Here is a 22,391-nt window from a genome sequence, read left to right on the forward strand (position 1 = left end):
CTGTTTAGAAGGTAATGTTAGTTCCGAAAGTGTACAGGCGCGCACGCGGATAGCCTGCAAAATCAACACCCTGAGTTAACGGGTCAGTACGGCGGGTACTGATTTCCGGATCGTAACCGGTGTAGCTGGTTACCACAGCCAGGTTATTAACCGTGGCATAAAAACGCACGTTAGATATACCTACCCGGTTTACCAGTTTTTTAGGCATGGTATAACCCAGAGTCACGTTGTTGATACGCAAAAATGAACCGTTCTCTACCGCATATGAATGCAGGTAGAAACGCTGGTTACGCACCGGCGACCATATTTTAGCGTTAGCATTTAATGCACCCAGTTCTGCCGGGTCGGTAACCACTACACCTGCACTATTGATGTTGGTGAAGCGGTCTTTCATTACGTTCAGCATGTTCAGGTTTAAGAAGCTTCCGTCTGTCCATTCCAGTTTATTGGCATTATACACATCGTTGCCGTAAACAAAATTTACAAACACACTCATATCAAAATTTTTGTAAGCAAACTGGTTGTTCCAGCCGCCGGTAAACTTAGGGTTGGCGTTACCAATGATGGTACGATCTTTATCCAGCGTAACCTGGCCATCACCATCAATATCTTTTAATTTGATGGTACCTGGCTGCGGTGCACCAAAAACAGATATATCACTTGGTACTCCCGATTTTAAAGTATACACGCCGTTGGCATAATTAAAATCTTCAATCTTGTAATAACCATCGGTTACAAAGCCATACATCTGCCCTACCGGCTTACCTACCTGTACAATAAAGTCGTCGGCACCGTCAGACCCCTGCCAGCCCGAGCTGCGGGTTTGCTGGCTTACCGTACCTAAGCTTAATACTTTGTTGCGGTTAAAGGCAATATTGAAGTTGCTGGTCCAGGTAAAATTTTTACCACGGATGGGTGTACCATTTAATTGAAGCTCTATACCCTTGTTAGAGGTTGACCCAATGTTTTGCAACTGACCACTGCTGTAACCGGTAGTTTGCGGAATGGCCGCTAATAGCAATAAATCTTTGCCTGTATTGTTGTAGAAATCGGCGGTGAACTGGAGTCTGTCTTTTAGGAAAGATAAATCCAGGCCGATGTTTTTAGAGACATTGCGCTCCCAACGCAAGTTTGGGTTAGCCAATGCTGCTGTTGTAAAGCCTGGTAAAATAGTATGGTTAAGTGCATACTCGCCAGTTGAATTATATAGTTGCAGATATAACAAATCGCCGATACGGTTATTACCGGCAACACCATAACCGGCTCTGATTTTGGCATCGTTAATAAAAGACAGCTTTTTCATAAAGCCGGCCTCAGAGAAACGGTACGCTAACGTTCCGGACGGGAACACCAGCAAGCCATTTTCGGGTGCAAATTTTGACGAGCGGTCGCCACGTACGGTTACCGATGCCAGCAGGTTTTTATCATAAGCGTAGCTCACCCGGCCAAACAACGAGAAGATGCGGTTAGGTGGTGCAATGGTAGTAGTTGGCCTTGGCTGCACCGAACCCGAAGGCGGCGAACCGAGGCTCATGTTAGCTAAGGCTCCCTGCGGGCTAATATCTGCAGGGAAATAACGGGTTTCTACCGTACCTGCGTTACTACGGAACTCATAAATTTCCTGGCCTAACAACACGCTGATGTCATGATGCTTGGCAATGCCATTATTGATATACTGCAGCGTATTACTGTTGTTAATGGTGATATTTTGCTGTGTAGCAATAGAAGCCAGGGGCAGCGAAGCAAAGTTGCGGGCGGTAGGCGTAATTTTGCTGTAAAACAGCTCTTGCCTTAAATTAGCATTATCAAAACCACCGGTACTCCTAAAGCTTAGATTTTTGGTGATCTGAAAATTTAGATACCCGCTCAGGTTAAGGTCGGTGGATGGCGACCTGCGATACTCGGCTTGGGTTAAGATAACCGGGTTTTGTATCTGGTTTGAGTTTAAGTAATAATCCTCATCAAACGAATCAGAAGTAGGCACGGTAGGTAAATCGAGCGGGCGATACACGATGGTATGGCGTAAGCGGTTGGTGGTTCGGGTACCGGTATTGGTAGTACCTGCACCACGAATTACCTGATCGGTATAACGCATAGTAACACCTACTTTAAGCTTGCTTGAAGCCTGGTGGTCGAGCCTGAAGTTAGTTAAATAACGCTTAAAGCCAGACTGCAGCTGAATGCCCGCTTCGTTATTGGCCGTTAAACTTAAGTTGAACGTAGTTTTAGCATCACCACCACTAACAGAAACGTTATGCTGCTGAAAAGCGGCTGTACGGCCAAAAACCTGCTCCTGCCAGTTCAAGAACGGATAGTTTTTGTAAACCTGCAAGGTATCAAAGGTGCTGCCGTACTGCTTGGCAAAATTATCGCGGTCGGTTTGGCTGGAGCGCGATCTTTCATACTGCCATACTACATAATCATAGGGGTTGAGTACATCCATCGTTTTAGAAAGCTTACGGAAACCCAGAGAGCCATTATAAGACACTACTGTTTTACCCGAGCGGCCCCCTTTAGTGGTAATAATTACCACGCCATTAGCACCGCGTGCACCATAAATGGCCGTAGTAGATGCGTCTTTTAACACATCTACCGAGGCAATATCCTGCGGAGAGATGACGTTAAGGGCATTTTCTACCTGAATACCATCAACAATGTAGATAGGCGAGTTATCCTGCGTAATAGAGCTACCGCCTCTTACACGTATAACCACATCGGCACCCGGTGCACCTTCAGATGTAGTTACCTGCACACCGGCCAGCTTACCGGTTAAAGCTTCGGCCGCGTTGGAGAGCGGAATGTCTTTTAACTGCTTAGCACCTACCGAAGATACCGACCCGGTTAAATCGCGGCGGCGTACAGACTCGTAACCCACTACAACTACCTCATTTAGCTGACTGGCGTCATCGCCCTGCATGGTGATGTTTAATTGGGTACGGTTATTGACGGCTATTTCCTGGTTTTTATATCCAATATAGCGCACAACTAAAACCGGGTTGCCGGTTTCGGGCACGTTGATTTTATAACTGCCGTTTACATCGGTACTAGCGCCAATAGTGGTTCCTTTTACCAGCAAACTTACCCCAATCAGGGGTTCGCCGCTTTTGTCTACAACTTTGCCAGTTACCGAGCGAGTTTGCGCCCATGCCGTACCGGAAAGCAGTAAAAACATGAAAATTTGAAGTAATTGTTTATTCATAATTTAATTGGTTTCGGTGTGTTGTTGGCTAAATACCACTCACAGCAAAATGCAAAGCATTAAGCGGTGACAGCATTAATTTTCTCTCTTTAAAAACTTAAAAAGCGAACGACAAAAAATAATTGGTTATTAAAGATCGCCCAGTGGTTTATAAAACTGGTTGGTTTTGCAATCGGTTACACAAGATTAGAGACTTAGATTAAATAAACAAAGCATATGGAGTACAAAAAACATGCAATCGTTCCCGGAAACGATTGCAGTAAATACACAATGGTAATTTCCTTTTACGACAATTAAATAGGTTTTTACAAATTATAAGCCTATTTTTAAACACCCATTATGTTTAAAGCCTACACCATAAAAGATATAGCCAAGGCGTTAGGACTTTCAACATCCACAGTTTCGAGAGCATTAAACGGCAGTTACGAAATTGGCGCTGAAACCAAGAAACTGGTTGTTGAGTATGCCGAAAAAGTTAACTACCGTCCCAACCCGATTGCGCTAAGCTTAAAAGAACAAAAAAGCAGATCAATTGGCGTAGTGGTGTGCGAGGTGGCCAATAATTATTTTTCTCAGGCCATCAATGGCATCGAATCAATTGCGTACAACTCAGGGTATCACGTCATTATCACCCAAACACACGAATCGGCAGCAAGGGAAGCGGCTAACATACAGCACTTATTGTCTCGCCATGTAGATGGACTGCTGATTTCGTTATCGGCCGAAACTACTGATCTGTCAGAATACAAATACCTGCTGGATAAAGGATTTCCGATTGTTTTTTTTGACCGTATCGCACCTAACATTCATACCCACCAGGTAAAAATCAATAATTATAAGGGGGCGTTTGATGCCACCGAACTGCTCGTTAATCAGGGCTTTACTAAGATTGCCTACATTACCAATACGGATAATCTATTCATTAGCCGCGAACGTTTTGAAGGCTTTAAAGCCGCGTTAGATAAACACAAGATCGGCTTACCAGCCGAATATATTAAATATTGTTACCATGGCGGTATGCTGATAGACGAACTGGAAATGGCAATAAACGAATTAATGAGCATGGCCGAACGGCCGCAGGCTATATTTACCACCAGCGACCGCCTGACTACCCGCTGTATACCTGTGCTTAAAAAATTAGGCTACCGTATTCCTAATGATGTAGCGCTGGCCGGCTTCACCAATTCGGACGTGGCCGAATCATTTGACCCGCCATTAACCGTTGTGCGGCAACCCGCTTTTATGATGGGACAGTTAGCTACCGAGCTATTAATTAACACCATTGAAAGTAAATGTCCGGTTTACGAGTACACCGTTAAAGAAGTAGAAGCGGAGTTAATTGTGCGCGAATCATCCAAAAAAATATCCTGATAATAAATTAAGCTTAACAAAAAAGCCGGTTTGCTATTAAACAAACCGGCTTTTTTACGATCAGGACAGTTTTTAGAAACCTAAGCCCAATGCAAAGCCCCGCACACCCTGAGAAAACGTAGGGCCGGCTGTAAGTGCACCGTTCTGCAGGTTAACTGCATATAATCTGGTGGTACCCCCAACCGTTAATATAGCGTAGGCAATATTACTCGAGCCGCCAATATCAAAGCCATTGGCAGCATCAATAGTTACACCTAAAGAGCCTATCTCTACCAACGTACCGTCGTTAGGCATATCCTGACGGTATAAGCGGCCATTCTGCGAGTTAATATCAAACAAAACTGTAGTAGTTGCGCCTGCAAAATTATTGGTGTATGCAGCGCCTGTAATACTGTTGTTGGCAGCAGTAAGCGCACCATCAACTGCCGCTACCGTACCATCATTAGGATTTAAACGTAAATTTTGGCCGGTGTTACTCACCACCCGTATACGGTCAACCGTTGGATTAAAGTCAAATCCGAAAGCAGTGCCAGACAACGCTGTGCTGAATACTCCGCCAACAGCAGCAGCGGCACCTGATGAGGTATTGATGGTATATAAGCGGCTGGTGCTACCCAAGGCATATAACTGACCGTTTACCGGCCTAAAATCAATACCTACCACCGATTCATTAGTTTGTAAGCCAGTAATAGGTTTAACCACAGGCGTAGGATTTGCCGGGTTAAAAATCATCAACTCGTTATTCACGCTTACAGCATAAGCTACCGGGTTGGTTGGTATAGCTAAGCTCAACACTTTGTTATTAAAGTTTGCGGCTTTATAAGCTTTACCATTGGTTAAGTCAATCACATATAACCCTTGCTGCCCACCTACGGTAATAGGGGCCAGTGCAGCTTTATTATCGGGACTGATGTCAAAGTCGGCCACTTCGGTTGATTGTACGCCCAAACTGCCCACCTCAACCAGTTTACCGTCGTTAGGCGGGTCTTGCTTGTATAACTTTTGGGTAGCGCCATCAATATCATACAAAATGGTGGTAGCTGCACCGGCATAATTTTCGGTGTAAGCGGCCGAAGAAATTTTAACACCGGTGGCACCGTTCAAGGTTCCGTCGGTGAAGGCTATTAAACCAGTTTCCGGATTAAGCCGTAGGTTTTGCCCGTTCGAGGTTATCAGGCGTATACGGTCAACCGTAGGATTAAAATCAAAACCTACCGCTGTGCCATTAATAGCCGGGGTAAAAGGTGTACTATTAATAGCCCTGGCTACACCAGTGGTGGGGTTGATGACATAAATACGGCTGCCACTGCTTACGCCGTATAATTGTCCGGTTGCGGGTCTAAAGTCAATGGCCAGCATGGTTTCGCCGGTTTGCATACCGGTAATGCTTACCTGAGCGCTAACCTCGGCACCCGATTGGGCATTAAAACCAAGCAGCCGGTTATCCTGCCTCAAGGCGTATACAGTAACATTAGGTGCAATTACAATAGTTTCGCCTTCATTATTACGGCGATCCTTTTTACATGAAGTTGCTGAAAATAGAAAGGCAAGCGCACACAAGGCAGCCACCTTTACCGGAATAAAAGTTTTTATAGATTTCATAAGTAAAATTGATTGTACAGGTAAATAGCAACGCCTTAAAACAAGCGTTTAAAGAATAATTAAGCAGGAATTAAATTAGCAGTTGGGCGGCGGCGTAAGTACCGCAAGAGAATGTGGGGCAATAAAGCCAGTTGCGTAGTGAAATGAGGGCCTACTTAAAAAAGTATACACAGGAATTAAAAGCACAAAACTGTCCTGAGTTATACATTTAAATTGCTTTTCGGTGTACTTACTCTCCTCTTTTTTATCGTCGTTTTGCTCTTCGGCATTGCCCGATGTTGTGTTTACATTCAACTTTGGCACACCAGCATAACCATAAATGCTAACCAAGGCAACACGGCCAATAAATATCATTAATAATAAAAAACCTACGCACCTAAACACACGGCCAATAGCCGTACGCTTGTTTTTATTGCGTTGGTTGATGATCATGAGTAGTGTATTTGCAAACAACCGCACAAAATGGCAGTCATTTCACACATTTACGAAGGAAAGAAACCAACGGTTTTGCAATGAAAGAATATATTTAATTTTGAGTTAACAGCAGGCACAAGCCATGCAGCAACGCCGAATCGATATTACTTCTTTATTTTAAAATATGGCTTTACCTGCCGCAACGTTGTATCGTCAAGGATGGCTACATTATGTAATTCGTCAAACGTTTCGTAATTGCCATGCTGCTTACGGTATTGTATCAGTGCATTCATTTGTTTGTAGCTTAGGTACGGAAAATTCTTTAAATCCTCATACTCTACGGCATTCACGTCCAGCTTTTTAATCTTATTGCGGTTAATGGTAAACTGACTTTGTATGTCGCGGTAATGCGTATCATCAAGTCCGTACACTTCCTTGAGCTGTTTTTTGGCATGAAAACCGCCCAACCGATTTCGGTACTGAATAATACGCCGGGCAAAGGCAGGGCCAACCCCTTTAAGCTGCGTTAAGGTGGCCGAATCAACTGTATTCAGTTCTACAATCATGGCCGGCTTTGCGTCAGGGTCAGTATCCCCTGCCGGCAGTTGGATGTAAGGCGCCAGTTGCTTGTAGTCGGCAGGTGTTAAGGTGTACATCTTTTTCACGTCGGCCTTGGTATAAAACCGCCCGCCCTTGGCTTCGTAGTTTTTAATACCTTTAATTTGCCCATCGCTAAGCCCGAGCTTTTGCCATTGCTGCACCGATAAATGGTTAGGGTTAAATACAAATAGTTTTCGGGGTCTTTCCGGAGCATCCGGTTCGTCATCTAAAGCACCTTGCCCGGTTACGCCTGCAGCTTTTAGCTGAGCTACGGCTTGGTTTAGTTTGTAAAAGTTTACGGCTTTAGGCGGATGATAATACTCGTACACCTGCGGTGCAAACATAACCGCTATGATAAGCAGCACCAGTATAACCAGCCCATTCCAGTCGGATTTGGTTAAAGTGAAGTAATTTTTGATGGCTGGCTTCAACTGAATAGCTTAGGCTTTGTTAAATTAGTTAAATTTATAAAAATTTAGCCGGATACCTTTATCTATGAAAATTATAACTACCGATGAGTTTGCCAAAGCTACCAAACTGGATAAGCTGAAGATGCCGGGCTTGGCGGCGCTGCTCATGGAGTTAATGAAAATTAACCAGGTTAACGATTTGTTTGCCCAGGCCCAGCCCAAGCAAGGCCCCGAGTTTGTGGATGCCATTTTAAAAGGCTGCGGCGTTACCATCGATTTTGACGAAAGCGAACTAAAAAACATACCGGCCGATGGCGCCTTTATTGCCATTGCCAACCACCCTTATGGTGGCATTGAGGGGATGATTTTATTAAAGATTTTGTGTATGGTGCGGCCCGATGCTAAACTGATGGCCAATTTTCTGCTCAAAAAAATTCCTAACCTGGCCGATTATTTTATTGCCGTTAACCCTTTCGAAAACATAGACCACTCCTCAAGCATCAGCGGTATAAAAGCTACCTTTGAGCTGCTGCGCCAAGGCACGCCGATAGGTATTTTTCCTGCAGGCGAGGTATCAACCTATAAATTAGATACCAAACAGGTAACCGACCGCATGTGGCATCCTGTAGTAGGCAAACTGATTGCCAAAGCTAAAGTGCCGGTGGTGCCTATCTATTTTCATGGTAATAATGGCTTGCTGTTTAACCTGCTAAGCCTCATTCATCCTGCTTTGCGCACGGCTAAATTACCGTCTGAGCTATTTAATAAGCAGGGGCATACCATTAAGCTGCGTATTGGTAAGCCTATCCAGGTGGCAGATATTCCCAATGCTGCCAACGCTACACAGCTACTCAATTTTTTACGGGCTAAAACTTATGCTCTAGGTGCTGGATTAGAAGACGAGAAACGCCTGTTTAATCCGCGTAACCTGTTTAAGATAAAAAAGGAATCAAAAGAAATTGTTGCCCCTACTGCTGCCCAGATGATGGAGCGCGAACTGGAACCGCTCAGGGAGCACTACCGGGTATGGACCGAAAAAAACTACGAGGTTTTTATAGCCCCTACCGCTTTAATCCCATGCATTATACGTGAAATTGGCCGATTGCGCGAGGTAACCTTCCGCGAGGTTGGCGAGGGTACCAATAACAGTACAGACCTGGACGAGTATGATATTTATTATCATCATCTGTTTATTTGGGATACCAAAACCAGTATGATTGTAGGCGCCTACCGGATTGGCATGGGCGACGAAATTTTTGAGAGCTTTGGCAAGAACGGCTTTTACACTGCCAATTTATTTAAGATAAAGCCGCAGTTCAGCGATATTTTAAAAACCAGTTTAGAGTTAGGCCGCTCCTGGATACGCAAGGAATATCAACAAAAAGCACTTCCGTTATTTTTATTGTGGAAAGGCATTTTAAAGTTTTTGATAGATAACCCGCGTTATCGTTACCTGATCGGGCCGGTAAGCATCAGCAATACGTTTTCTAAATTCTCCAAATCACTCATTGTTGATTATATCACCAAACACCATTTTGATGATGAACTGGCCCAGTATGTAAGACCTCGCAAAAAGTTTAAAGTTGATTTTTCGAGTATTGATGCGGAGGCACTGATGGCCGGCGACGAAACCTTTAAGAAACTGGATAACCTGATTTCTGAAATTGAGACTCATCACATTAAGGTACCGGTGTTATTAAGGCAATATATTGCCTTGAACGCCAAAATTATCGGCTTTAACATCGACCCTAAGTTTGCCGACTGCCTGGATGGCTTCCTGGTTCTGGACCTGGAAAAGGTACCAAAAGACGTATTGGATAAGATTGGCAGAAATTTATAAATTATATTTTTTGCACATTAAAAATGGCTGCCTAATTATTTAAGCAGCCATTTTTTATTAAATGATGTTGCCTTATTTTACAGCACCAGGAGTAGTGTAAGCCAAGCCTTGCGGGTCAAACTGAGCCCAGTTAGCAGCCCAGTTGTCAGTACCGAACGCGCCTTTGTAAGCAACTCTTTCAAAGAAAGAATCGGTATATTTTGCGTTGGTAAATACAGCACCCGAAGCGGCGGCAGAACCAGCTTTAACCGTAAAATTTGGAGTGCCTGCGTTAGCGTTACCAGAAGCTTTGAAATCTGATCCGTACTTTAGAGCATCAGTTAACACATCACCAACCCCTAAAGCTGAGTTAAAGGTATTGGCAGCACGTAATTGGGTTTCGAAGTCGCCTTTGTTCTGGCCTTTTACTTCGTTACCTTTTGCATTACAGTTGAAGATTAAATTGTCGGTAAATACGCTGCGACCGGCTAAGTAATTAGCAGAAGTTGCTTTAGCAGTAACTACGGTACCATCATCAAAATAAATGCCTTCAAAATAGTTAGTGAAGACAGAGTTAGCAATACTGATAGATGAGTTACGACGAATTTGAGCTGCATGCTGGAAGTTAGCGTTGATGTTAGATAAGCTGCCGCCGTTTGCGGTAACGTTAAGAAGCGGACCAACAATAGTCATGTTAGAGAACACGGCACTTGTTTGCGGCGCGTTGTTAGAACCAGTTGCGTCGTTATCAGACTCGAACCCGTTTGAGCCCGAAAAATCGGCAACCACCTGAGCGCGTTGCGCTAAGCCAAACTGAATTTTACCTGCAAAACCAAAGTCGGTGTCAAAATCGTCGTCAACAGCACCAATTGAAAGCAAATGTTTTGCAGTAACAGTACCACCAAACCACTCATAAGAGTCGTCTCCAGAACGGTAAACTTCTACATAATCAATAGTAGTACCCGAACCTACACCACCAAAGGTAATACCATTAATCTCGTTGTCTGGTGAGAACGGAATACCGGCATACTCTACACGTACATACTTCAACGTACCTGAGTTATCGGCAGCATCAGTACCACCGTACTGGATGTATTTTGCAGCATCGCCTTTGGCATCTAAACCTCCTTCAATAGTGGCTACACCGCCCGATGGATTAATAGGTGCCTTGCCTAACAATATCAAACCACCCCAGTCACCGCTTGAACGGCCACCGGCAGTAACGGCCGACGTAAATACAATTGGCTTATCAACTGTACCGGTAGCATTGATCTTAGCACCGCGGGTAATTACTAAAGTACCTTTTGTAGATTTTTCACCTTTAATAATGGTACCTGGCTGGATGGTGAGGGTTGCTCCGTTAGTAACGTAAACAAAACCTTTCAGCAAATAAATTTTATCGGCAGTCCAGGTTGTGCTGGCAGCAATATCGCCTGTAATTTCTACTACAGAGCCAGACGATGTACCGCTGTCTCCTGTGTCTTCAATGTCGTTTTTGCTACAAGAAGCAAACGAGAATGCTAACAATGTAATAGAAAATAAGTAAATTAAACTCTTTTTCATACTTGATTTTGGATTTGTGTGTTTGGACAAATAAATTAAAAACATATAAACTAAACGTTAAATAGCATTTACCATACTATTACCATTGCTTATCTAAAACTGTGGGTGTAAGACAGGGTGAATGAAGAACCTAACCGGTACTTATTGTAAGTTGATCCTTCGGAAAGTGAGTAAGTTGGTTTGCCTTCTTTGAAGTAAAAAAGCGTGTTTTGGTTGAACAAATCGCTGCAATTTAATTTGAACTCGCCTTTGTTTTTAAATACGCGATAACCTAATTGCAGGTCTAACACGTCGCGCGCGTTTTCATAAACTGATGGGAACACGGTACCGCCAGCCCTGAAAATACGTGGACCAACACGGTTGTACAGTAAATTAATACTAAACTTATTGTTATCAAAAGTTTGCAGTAAGCCGCCGTTAATTACATAAGGTGCCTGCCCCACCATAGGCCGTTTGCCATCCGGTTCAGATAAATCTAAACGTGGGTCTTTAACTGTAGATTTAATCAGGGCAATGTTGGTATACAGTGTGGTATTTTTTAACTTACTGGTTATAAAATCCAGATTCTTTCTGAACTCAAACTCTAAACCGTAGTTGTTAGCCTGTTGAGAATTGAAATAAGTAATATTAGGTGTTGATAATTTATCATCGAAATAAGATTCGATGGCATTTTTAAAGTTTTTGTAAAATGCAGACACCGACATGATCTGACCCGCTGCCGGATAAAACTCATAACGTAAGTCAAAATTTTGTATCTGCGTACGCTTTAAATCAGGGTTACCCTGTACTGTGGCGATGAGCTCATAATCAAAGTAAGTAGATAAGGCCAGCTCGCGCAGTTCCGGACGGGCTACCGTACGCGAGTATGAAAGCCTGAAGTTAGCCTTTGGCGTAACTGCGTAGGTGGCATTGGCTGATGGCAAAAAGTCGAAATTATTTAAAGTTGCTTTTTTACCGCCTGCCGTGGTTAAATCCAAATCAAATTTTTCTACCCTTAAACCCCAAACCAAACGAAGCTTGCCGCTAAGTTTATTGTCCAGCATAGCATAACCAGCATTAGTATAACTGTGTGCTGTGTAAGGGTCATCAGCCAGGGTGATATCCTGCAGGTTGTAATAATTTTGATTAATTACACTGCGTAAAAAGATCCTGTCTAACGGTAATAACCTAACGTCTAAAGGCGCACTTGTATTTAATACAGGCCCAATAAAACGTGGTGAAAAACTACGGTCGCGGTAGCTGGACGCCAGTCCTGCCTTAAAAATACCTTTCTCTTTAAACATGGTTACCGGTGCAGAGTAATCAACCCCACCGTTTACTACGTTTTCGTTCAAGTCCGAAAAGTAACGAGCATTTTGCTTACCTAAAGTACCAATAGTAGCCTCATAAGCCGATCCAGTTAAGGCATAATTAGCTTTACGTTGATCGGGCTGGTTATTAGTGATATTGCTGTAGCTACCTACCCAGGTAAGCTTGGCTCCTTTTTCGCCTAAACTATGGTCGCCCTGCAATGTAGTTTTAAAAAGCCCCTTCTCAATGAGGTCAAAAGCGGTGTACCTATTTAAGTAGCCGGTGCTACGATCTAAACCTACCCGGTAAAGATATTGGTCGTCAAAATTTCGGTTATAAATGTTTTTGAAAGTAATTTTATTCTTTCCGAAGCTGTAGGCAAAGTTGGCTAAAGCACCTATACTGGTTGAGAAACGATATTTCTGGTCGGTATATTCATAAACATGGTAATCAATATTCAGGTCGGGTATGGTTTGCAGCGTGTTGCGATACGTTAATGCTACAATGGCACCAAAACGGTTTCCATTTTTACCAATGTCTTTAACCCGGCCTATAGATACTTGGTAGTTTTGATTGGCAAATGCATTAGAGTTGTAAACCCGGTAATTAGGATTTAAAGAGCGCAGTGCAGCCGTTTGCTGATCTTGGGTTAAAGTACCGCTATTAATGCGGTTGGTTGTCGGAAAGCCAGATGGCAATGCTCTGGAGCCATTGTCGAAACCCAAATAATCTAAAGTATTACGATAGCCACTCTGAAAATTTTTAAAGGTCGTATTGGTATTATAACCTAAACCGGCACTGATGGTTGCAAAATTTTCGTCTGGAATATCTTTGGTATTGATTTGCACCGCACCACCTGCAAAATCACCCGGAAGATTAGGCAAAGCGGTTTTATTGATAACCAGGTTATCAATAAGATTTGATGGCACAATATCAAACGAAAACGCTTTACGGTTAGGTTCAGTACTTGGCAAACTGCTACCATCTAACTGCGCCGTATTATAGCGATCGCTCAAGCCACGAACTACCACAAATTTATTATCCTGTACCGTGGCACCACTCACCCTGCGTAATACATCCGAAGCACTACGGTCCGGAGAGCGTCTGATAGTTTCGGCAGTAATACCATCAGTAATAGCGGCGTTGTTTTTCTGTTTGGCGTAAAGTGAATTTACCGATTCCTGCCTAAAGGTAGCCTTTACGGTAACGGCTGCCAGTTGCTGGGTTGCAGCCTCGTTAAGTACAATGTTGAGTACAGTAACCTGCCCAGCTTTAATTTGTATTTCGGATACTTGTTTATTCTGATAACCGATGTATTTAACCAAAATACTTTGTGTACCGGCCGGAACATCATTAATTACATATTCTCCGTTTACATTAGTAGCAGCTCCGCGGGTCGAACCCTCAATAGTAACGGTAGCACCAATCAGTGCCTCCCCGGTTTTTTGGTCGGTAATCTTACCGGATAATTTGCCACCGCTTTGTGCCCACACCGGCATACAAAAGGCAGCAAGAATTATAGCAAGCAAGGAGCTTGCTAAAAGAGCAGCTAATTTTTTCACGTGCGTTTGTTTGTTGCCGCAAAACTATTAGCACAGTATTAGAATAACGTTACATCGAGATTAAGCCTTCATGCGCTCTTTATTAATTAATCATTAACAACACTTATATTTTAACATATTTGCAGTCAAAAATTATTTTTCCTATAACTTTTAATAATCGGCAATAAATTAGGGTCGCTGGGTTTGCTTTGAGAAACTAATTTTCACATTAAGCCAACAAAAAATTAATATCTAACCTTTAGCTTACGCAACAGGCTTACCATTAACCAGAGGGGGGCGTTTATCATCATTGTAAATACCGGCACGTTGCTGAGCTTTTTATAGATAACCCGTTGCCCTGCCAAACCAACTAACAAAACACCTAAGCCCGTAAGTAACAAGCCACTGCCTGTAAAACGCTGCTCCAACTGAATGATGATATAAGAAAATGCAAAAAGAATAAAAAGCAATAGGTAAGATACCGTGGGTGACAAACGCAGGTAATAATAAATTAACCCTGCAATTAAAAAAGAAGCCCAATTTACGTAACCATTATACTTGCCTAAAAAACCTAAATGCGGAAACGGCAATGCCCAGGCAAAAAGCATTAAACCAAATAAAGTAAGTATAACCGCGGCATACAACAAAGCTGTGTTAGGCAATGTACTCACTGTTTTACTGTAATTTTCAAACTGGCGTTCAACCGGTCTCAACTCTTCTTTAGGTTTCATGAATAGTAAAAATTAAAAAAGCGACAAGGCTGGCCTTGTCGCTTGCAAAAATACATTATATCTTAAAATTACTTGGCAAAAGCTACCGAGCGGGTTTCGCGGATAACGGTTACTTTGATTTGGCCTGGGTAGGTCATTTCGGTTTGGATGCGGTTAGAAATATCAGCGGCTAATACTTCCGATTGAGCATCGCTGATTTTTTCGCTCTCTACTACCACGCGCAACTCACGGCCGGCCTGGATAGCAAAGGTTTTTTCTACACCAGGATATGATAAAGCTAATTCTTCCAGTTCTTTCAAACGTTTAATATAGCTTTCTACCACCTCGCGACGTGCACCCGGACGAGCGCCCGATATAGCATCACAAGCCTGGATAATGGGCGAAATCATTGAGGTCATCTCAATTTCGTCGTGGTGAGCACCAATGGCGTTACACACTTCCGGATGCTCTTTATACTTTTCGGCCAGTTGCATACCCAAAATAGCGTGTGGCAACTCCGGGTTATCGTCAGGCACTTTACCAATATCGTGCAGTAAGCCGGCACGTTTTGCCAACTTTACGTTTAAGCCTAATTCTGCCGCCATAGTAGCACAGAAGTTAGCCACCTCACGCGAGTGCTGCAACAGGTTTTGCCCGTAAGACGAACGGTAACGCATACGGCCCACCATCCTGATTAATTCGGGGTGTAAACCGTGTATACCTAAATCAATAACGGTACGCTCACCAATTTCTACAATTTCTTCTTCAATCTGCTTGCGGGTTTTAGCTACCACCTCCTCAATACGTGCCGGGTGTATACGGCCGTCGGTTACCAGGCGGTGCATAGCTAAACGGGCAATCTCCCGGCGAACCGGGTCAAAGCCTGAAAGGATAATGGCTTCCGGGGTATCATCAACAATAATCTCAATACCGGTAGCTGCTTCCAGCGCACGGATATTACGACCTTCGCGACCGATGATACGACCTTTAATTTCGTCGTTCTCGATGTTAAAGATAGATACGGTGTTCTCAATAGCGCTTTCGGTAGCCGTACGCTGTATGGTTTGGATAACTACTTTCTTAGCTTCTTTAGTAGCGGTTAACTTAGCTTCATCAACAATATCCTTAATCTGCATCATGGCCTTGGTACGAGCCTCTTCGCGCAGGTTATCTACCAGTTGGTTTTTAGCTTCTTCGGCGGTCAGGCCTGCAATGCTTTCCAGCTGTTGTAAATGTTGCTGTTTCAAATGCTCAACCTCTTCCTGCTTTTTGTGCAATACATCGGTTTGTTTTTCCAGGTTTTTACGAACGCTGTCTAACTCGTGGTCTTTGCGGTTTGCGTTTTCCAGCTTTTGGTTAAGCGATTGCTCTTTTTGTTTAATGGAGTTTTCGCGCTGATTAATAGCGTTGTTTTTGGCGTTTACTTCCTGCTCGTGTTCGGCTTTTAGTTGTAAAAACCGCTCTTTGGCCTCTAATTGTTTGTTTTTCTTCAGGATTTCGGCGTTGTTTTCGGCGTCCTTCAGTATCTTCTTCGCTTTGTTCTGAGCTGCTATATCCCGCTCTTTGAATAGTTTATTGAGCAGGTAACGCCCCACAGCGAAGCCGATAATGGCCCCGACCAACAGGCCGATGATGATTTCTAAAATGTTCATAATTGTATATAATAAAAAACCGCAACTAAATTAAAGTATCATGTAATAAAGCGTATGCCGGTAACGTATAACAAGTATAAATACAGGTTAACGGCCACCGGGCAGCGCTAATGCTTGCCAGTGAAACTTATAATTTAACTGCGGTTAAATTTAATGTGCTCTATAATTGTATAAAGAACGACTATTGCTTATTAAAAAACTCGGTGAGCATATGATCTAACTGGTAAGCTTTTTCGGCTACGGTTGTATCTTCAACCGTAACCTTACGTTCTGCTTTTAATGATGCGGTGGCATAATGCAACACACACATTGAAAGCAAATCCTGCTTATCTTTTACCGCATAGTTTTCCTGGTATTCTTTAATGCGGTCGTTAATCAGTTTTGCTGCCCGACGTATAATTTCTTCCTCTTCCGTATCAATCTTTAAGGGATAAACACGGTCGGCAATATTTATTTTTACAGAGATTTCTCCCATTTGAGCTTGTTCACTTTACAGTGTTACTTTTTTAGTAACACAATACACTTATCTATTTCCCGCACAAATTCGTTAATTTTTTGCTTGATGTCAAGGCTTTTTTCATTTGTGTCGGAAAATGATTTAGCCAACTTCAATACACGAAGCTTTTCTTCCAGATCGCTGTTTTTATTTTGGCTCGCACTTAAAGCCACACCTAATGATTGATTTTCGAGCTTTAGCAAATCGTTTTCTTCCTGCAAAGCCTGGCAAAGCGCAATCATGCGCTCTGTTTTTTCAACTACTATACTTAACTGATCAGTTACTGACGGCATCTTTATGAATTGGTGAACGAGTGACAGGCCTGATAAACAAGCGGATAAAACACCCTATTAAACGCAGCACCCGGCATCACAGCCCAATGGCCGTTTTGACGGCAAGCACTCACGTCATTATAGCTATTCACCCAACCGCTCATTACTTTCTTATCTCGGCTCCTGCCTCTTTTCCAAAATTATAGATAAGTTTTTGCATAATAGCATCAATTGCCTTATCAGTTAATGTTTTTTCCTCATCTTGCAACATAAAGCTCAAAGCGTATGATTTTTTACCTGCCGGCAGCTTATCGCCCTGGTAAATATCGAACACATTCACATCAGTCAGCAGTTTGCGCTCAGTTTTAAGAGCAATCTGTTTTAACTGACCAAAGGTTACCTGTGTATCTACCAGCATTGATAAATCACGGCGAACTGAAGGGAACTTGGAAATTTCTTTATACACCACTTTATTTTTACGCACCAGGTTAAGCAAGGTGTCAAAATTAAAGTCGGCATAAAATACTTCTTTCTCTACTCCTGCTTTTTTAAGCGCAGCCGGCAGCACCGAACCAAATTTAACCAGTGTTTTACCGCCCCTAAAGTTGTATTGCAACCCGTAACTCAGTTCCGACGTATTTATTTCATCCGTAGTATAGTCGGTAATCCCTAAACGCGACAGCAAACCATCCACCAAAGCCTTTAAATGATAGAATGATACTGGTGAAGCTTTCTGGTTCCATTGCTCTTGTGCTGAGGCACCGGTGACGAATACGGCAAGGCGCTGGGTTTCGGTGTATTTGCCATCCTCATAGAAATAAGCTTTACCAAACTCGTAAAACTTTAAATCGGCCTGACGACGATTTTGGTTATAAGCAACAGCCTCTAAACCCGAATACAGTAATGTTTGACGCATAATGTCCAAATCGCTGCTCAGCGGGTTAAGCAGCTTAACCGCATTATCCAGACTATCAGCATATGATGAACTGGTTAATGAGTTAGACAGTATCTCGTTAAAACCGTTGCTGCTCAGCAAGTCTGCAATGGCATTTTGTACGGTATCTTTTTCGGGCCGGGCCGAATTATTTAAAGATGCGCGTATCTGCGTAGGGATCTCGATATTGTTATATCCGTAAATACGTAACACTTCTTCAATCACATCAACCTCGCGGGTTACATCTACGCGGTAAGGCGGCACCAGTAACGATAAACCTTCGGCACTTTCGTTAATTATCTCGATGTCCAATGCTTTGATGATAGCTTTGATAGTATCCTGCCCGATAGCTTTACCAATTAACCGGTCGATGTTACGGTACGTAACCTCTACACTGAACGGTTGTACCGGCGAAGGATAGATATCAGATATTTCTGAAGATACTACGCCGCCGGCAACTTCTTGTATCAAAAGGGCAGCACGCTTTAAGGCATATACGGTAATATCAGGATCAACACCGCGCTCAAAACGGAAAGAAGCATCTGTTTTTAAACCATGGCGCTTTGATGTTTTACGTACCGATACCGGGTTAAAATATGCACTTTCTAAAAATACGTCAGTAGTCGAATCTTTTACACCAGAACCTGCACCGCCAAATACCCCTGCAATACACATCGGGCCTTCGGCATTGCCAATCATTAAATCATCGGCAGATAACTTGCGTTCTGCATCATCTAAAGTAACAAAGGCGGTACCCTCAGCATAAGTTTTTACCAGCACCTGGTTTCCGGCAATGGCATCCGCATCAAAGGCATGCAACGGCTGGCCTAACTCGTGCAAAACGTAATTGGTAACGTCGACAATGTTATTAATACTGCGTACCCCAATTACGGCCAAACGTTCTTTTAACCACTGCGGCGAATCCTGTACGGTTACACCACTGATGGTTAAACTGGCATAACGCGGACAAGCCGCCTCTGCTTCTACGGTAACAGGGATAGTACGGCTGGTATTGTCTACTTTAAAGGCAGAAACATCCGGTTTACTAATTTCGATTTTTAAGAAAGCAGCAATATCGCGTGCAGTACCTAAATGCGAGGCCGCATCAGCGCGGTTAGGCGTTAAGCCAATCTCTAACAGGTAATCATCATTCAGCTTAAAATAAGTTTTGGCGGGGGTACCTACCTCAGCATCGGCGTCCAGCACCATAATGCCGGCGTGCGATTCGCCTAAGCCAATCTCATCCTCAGCGCAAATCATGCCTTCAGAAACCTCACCCCTTATTTTTGATTTATTGATTTTAAATGGCTCGCCCTGGTTAGGATGTACGGTTGTACCCACGGTGGCAACCACTACTTTTTGACCGGTAGCTACATTGGGCGCGCCACAAACAATTTGCAAATCTTCAGCACCACCTACATCAACTTTGGTCACGCGGAGGCGGTCGGCATTGGGATGCTGTTGTGCCTCTTTTACATAACCAATCACCAGGCCTTCCAGGCCACCGGGTACAGCTTGCACTTTCTCCAGGCTCTCTACCTCGAGGCCGATGCCGGTTAATATTTGCGATATATCTTCGGGCGACTTATCAGTTTGAATAAACTCTTTAAGCCAGTTATACGAAATTTTCATTATTTAGAATAATCGGTCAAAGATAGAATTTTTTTGCTTGCAGGAAGGCTGGATGAAGGGCAAATCACCGTTTGAATGGAATGCACGGTTTATACCAATTCAAAACGGCTGTTGTTAGCCTGATTAATCAGATAAACAACAGCCGTTGAAAAATTTATGTGCGAATAAAATTTGTCGGAGAGCTACAGCGCTCCTTCTTTAATCTCGTCTACCACACCTGGATCAAGCAGGGTACTGGTATCGCCCAGGTTAGCGGTATCGCCTTCGGCAATTTTGCGCAGTATACGGCGCATGATTTTGCCCGAACGGGTCTTAGGCAAACCACTCACAAACTGTATTTTATCTGGCTTGGCGATGGCCCCAATAATGCGGGTAACCGTCATAAGAATATCTTTACGGGTCAGGTCGTCATCTTCATGCCGCTCTGGACTAATCACGAAGGCATAAACCCCCTGCCCTTTAATATCGTGCGGATAGCCGACCACGGCCGACTCTACCACGCTGGAGTGCATATTGATGGCATTTTCTACCTCGGCAGTACCAATGCGGTGGCCAGAAACGTTCAATACGTCATCAACCCGGCCGGTAATACGGTAATAGCCATCATCGTCGCGCAAACAACCATCACCTGTAAAGTACAGGTTAGCATAGGTCGAAAAATAGGTTTGGCGGCAACGCTCATGGTCGCCATAAGTAGTGCGCAGCATACCAGGCCACGGGAACTTGATACACAGGTTACCGCTTACGCCGTTTCCTTCAATCTCTTTACCGTTTTCGTCAACCAGTATAGGTTGCACGCCTGGTAAAGGCAAGCCGGCATAACCGGGCTTGAGCGGAGTAACATTGGCTACCGGCGATATCATAAAACCACCAGTTTCGGTTTGCCACCACGTATCTACAATAGGGCATTTACCATGGCCAATTTGCTCGTCAAACCAGTGCCAGGCTTCTTCATTCAAAGGCTCCCCTACCGAACCTAATTTGGTGAGCGAACTCAGATCGTATTTTTTAACAATATCGGTACCAAAGCTCATCAGCGAGCGGATAGCCGTAGGTGCCGTATAAAGAATATTCACCTTAAATTTCTCAACAATCTCCCACAACCTGCCGGCGTCGGGCCAGGTAGGCACCCCTTCAAACATCAGCGCTGTTGCGCCTTGCGACAGTGGTCCGTAAACAATATAAGAGTGACCAGTGATCCAGCCTATATCAGCTGTACAGAAATACACCTCACCCTGCTGGTATTGAAAGGCAGTTTCGAAAGTGTAGCCCGTGTAAACCATGTAACCGCCGCAGGTATGCACTACCCCTTTAGGCTTGCCGGTAGAACCTGACGTATATAAGATAAACAACATATCCTCAGCATCCATCTCTTCAGCCGGACATTCAGGACTACCCTGGGTTTCTACTTTTTTTATTTCATCTTCCCACCACACATCGCGGCCTTTAATCATACTTACGGCCGTACGGCTGCGGGTTAATACAATTACTTTTTTTACCGACGGGCACTGTACTAATGCATCATCAATTACTGATTTAAGCGGTAAATCTTTGGTGCCGCGAAAACCTCCATCAGCAGTAATGACAATATTACACTCCGCATCTTTTATCCTGTCAGCTATTGACTGAGCAGAAAATCCGCCAAAAACTACAGAATGAACGGCACCGATACGAGCACAAGCCAATACGGCAATGGCAAGCTCAGGCACCATAGGCATATATATACATATACGATCTCCTTTTTTGGCGCCGTTATTTTTTAAAACGTTTGAAAACTGACATACTTTGTCGTGCAGTTGTTTGTAGGTAAGCACACGATGGGCTTCAGTAGGATCATTAGGTTCCCAGATAATAGCTGGTCGATCACCGTTTTCTGCCAAGTGTCGATCCAAACAGTTTTCGGTTATATTTAGCTTTGCTCCCTGAAACCATTTAATGTCAGGTTCCGTAAAGTTCCAGTTTAACGTATTCTCCCAAGGTTTACGCCAGTAAAACGATTTAGCAACATCATCCCAGAATTGCTCGGGATGGATTATACTATGTTGATAAACTTGCTTATACTGCTCGAATGATGTAAATTTCATAAAAGGATAAATTGGTTTCGCAAGATAGTATTTTGTTATTGACAGTTTTTACCTGTATAGTAGTTTTTTTCTGCAATAAATTTCATCACGTTAAATACAATTCAGGTACTTAATCCTAAGAGAAACTAAACTTATTTTTTTTTGCAAACAGTATTGACTTATTGACTTAATTTCCTGATATTTGCAAACTCTTTTAGAAAAAGACACATTAAAAAGTTTTGTCATGTCAAGAATTTGTGATTTAACAGGAAAAAGCCCGATGAACGGCCATAACGTTTCAAACTCGAACGTTAAGACTAACCGTAAGTTTTATCCTAACTTAAAAATCAAGAAGTTTTATATACCTGAAGAAGATAAATGGATCACTTTAAAGGTATCTACTTCGGCAGTTAAAACCATCAGCAAAAATGGTATCACTGCTTGCATCAATAAATTTGTAAAAAAAGGATACATATAGTAGATTGTTATTGGTTGATTAAGTTATTGGTTGATTAAGTTGTTTTAAACACCTCAATAACTCAGTAACCTAATAACTCAATAACCCCTAACACCAACATAAAATGGCAAAGAAAGGCAATAGAGTTCAGGTAATTTTAGAGTGCACCGAGCATAAAGAGAGCGGTATGCCAGGTATGTCTCGTTACATTACCACCAAGAACAAGAAAAACACTACTGAGCGTTTAGAGTTGAAAAAATTCAACCCAGTATTACGTAAAGTAACCGTTCACAAAGAAATTAAGTAATTCAGTTAGTTGATTTGTTGATTGGGTTGAGCAGATAATTGTTACACACTCATTCACTC

General features: G+C 43.1%; 16 protein-coding genes. 4 read left to right on the forward strand and 12 right to left on the reverse strand.

Annotated features, from left to right (window positions below):
• Nucleotides 1-4: 4 nt before the first annotated feature.
• Complete coding sequence (locus AAGR14_RS19580) at nt 5-3,199, reverse strand: TonB-dependent receptor (RefSeq protein ID WP_342645933.1); 3,195 nt, start codon at nt 3,197-3,199, stop codon at nt 5-7.
• Nucleotides 3,200-3,538: 339 nt separating this feature from the next.
• Between AAGR14_RS19580 and AAGR14_RS19585 the strand changes: the two genes are divergently transcribed.
• A complete protein-coding gene (locus AAGR14_RS19585) occupies nt 3,539-4,570 on the forward strand; it encodes a LacI family DNA-binding transcriptional regulator (protein ID WP_342645934.1) in 1,032 nt (343 codons plus the stop codon).
• Nucleotides 4,571-4,642: 72 nt separating this feature from the next.
• Here the strand turns inward: AAGR14_RS19585 and AAGR14_RS19590 are convergent, their stop codons facing one another.
• From AAGR14_RS19590 to AAGR14_RS19600, 3 genes are all read right to left on the reverse strand, one after another.
• A complete protein-coding gene (locus AAGR14_RS19590) occupies nt 4,643-6,172 on the reverse strand; it encodes a DUF4394 domain-containing protein (RefSeq protein ID WP_342645935.1) in 1,530 nt (509 codons plus the stop codon).
• 75 nt (nt 6,173-6,247) lie between these two features.
• Complete coding sequence (locus AAGR14_RS19595) at nt 6,248-6,604, reverse strand: hypothetical protein (RefSeq protein ID WP_342645936.1); 357 nt, start codon at nt 6,602-6,604, stop codon at nt 6,248-6,250.
• Nucleotides 6,605-6,750: 146 nt separating this feature from the next.
• Entirely contained in the window at nt 6,751-7,617 is an 867-nt protein-coding gene (locus AAGR14_RS19600; protein ID WP_342645937.1) for a helix-hairpin-helix domain-containing protein, read from the reverse strand.
• A 64-nt stretch (nt 7,618-7,681) separates the two neighbouring features.
• Here AAGR14_RS19600 and AAGR14_RS19605 point away from each other — a divergent pair, with 64 nt between their 5' ends.
• The gene (locus tag AAGR14_RS19605) at nt 7,682-9,436 is read left to right on the forward strand and encodes a GNAT family N-acyltransferase (RefSeq protein ID WP_342645938.1); all 1,755 of its coding nucleotides are present in this window, start codon (nt 7,682-7,684) and stop codon (nt 9,434-9,436) included.
• 72 nt (nt 9,437-9,508) lie between these two features.
• Here AAGR14_RS19605 and AAGR14_RS19610 read toward each other — a convergent pair whose 3' ends face one another.
• From AAGR14_RS19610 to acs, 8 genes are all read right to left on the reverse strand, one after another.
• Nucleotides 9,509-10,978, reverse strand: a complete 1,470-nt coding sequence (locus AAGR14_RS19610) for a hypothetical protein (RefSeq protein WP_342645939.1) — start codon at nt 10,976-10,978, stop codon at nt 9,509-9,511.
• A gap of 89 nt (nt 10,979-11,067) precedes the next feature.
• Nucleotides 11,068-13,830: a TonB-dependent receptor gene (locus AAGR14_RS19615; RefSeq protein ID WP_342645940.1), complete on the reverse strand. Its 2,763-nt coding sequence runs from the start codon at nt 13,828-13,830 to the stop codon at nt 11,068-11,070.
• Between the two features lie 224 nt (nt 13,831-14,054).
• Entirely contained in the window at nt 14,055-14,540 is a 486-nt protein-coding gene (locus tag AAGR14_RS19620) for a hypothetical protein (RefSeq protein WP_342645941.1), read from the reverse strand.
• A 68-nt stretch (nt 14,541-14,608) separates the two neighbouring features.
• Nucleotides 14,609-16,171: a ribonuclease Y gene (gene rny, locus AAGR14_RS19625; protein ID WP_342645942.1), complete on the reverse strand. Its 1,563-nt coding sequence runs from the start codon at nt 16,169-16,171 to the stop codon at nt 14,609-14,611.
• 181 nt (nt 16,172-16,352) lie between these two features.
• A complete protein-coding gene (locus AAGR14_RS19630) occupies nt 16,353-16,646 on the reverse strand; it encodes a cell division protein ZapA (protein ID WP_342645943.1) in 294 nt (97 codons plus the stop codon).
• Nucleotides 16,647-16,669: 23 nt separating this feature from the next.
• Nucleotides 16,670-16,960 (reverse strand): hypothetical protein, encoded by a 291-nt coding sequence (locus AAGR14_RS19635; protein WP_342645944.1) that lies wholly within the window; start codon nt 16,958-16,960, stop codon nt 16,670-16,672.
• 142 nt (nt 16,961-17,102) lie between these two features.
• A complete protein-coding gene (gene pheT / locus AAGR14_RS19640; protein WP_342645945.1) occupies nt 17,103-19,505 on the reverse strand; it encodes a phenylalanine--tRNA ligase subunit beta in 2,403 nt (800 codons plus the stop codon).
• 182 nt (nt 19,506-19,687) lie between these two features.
• Nucleotides 19,688-21,589 carry an acetate--CoA ligase gene (gene acs, locus AAGR14_RS19645; RefSeq protein WP_342645946.1) on the reverse strand — a complete coding sequence of 634 codons (1,902 nt, stop codon included), beginning with the start codon at nt 21,587-21,589 and terminating at the stop codon, nt 19,688-19,690.
• A gap of 223 nt (nt 21,590-21,812) precedes the next feature.
• On the opposite strand from acs, the gene rpmB reads away from it, so the two are divergent.
• On the forward strand, nt 21,813-22,046 hold the full coding sequence (gene rpmB / locus AAGR14_RS19650; RefSeq protein WP_342645947.1) for a 50S ribosomal protein L28: 234 nt from the start codon (nt 21,813-21,815) through the stop codon (nt 22,044-22,046).
• Nucleotides 22,047-22,149: 103 nt separating this feature from the next.
• Complete coding sequence (gene rpmG, locus AAGR14_RS19655; RefSeq protein ID WP_074490316.1) at nt 22,150-22,332, forward strand: 50S ribosomal protein L33; 183 nt, start codon at nt 22,150-22,152, stop codon at nt 22,330-22,332.
• Nucleotides 22,333-22,391 lie beyond the last annotated feature (59 nt).

It is taken from the genome of Mucilaginibacter sp. CSA2-8R (assembly GCF_038806765.1).
Classification (GTDB): Bacteria; Bacteroidota; Bacteroidia; order Sphingobacteriales; family Sphingobacteriaceae; genus Mucilaginibacter.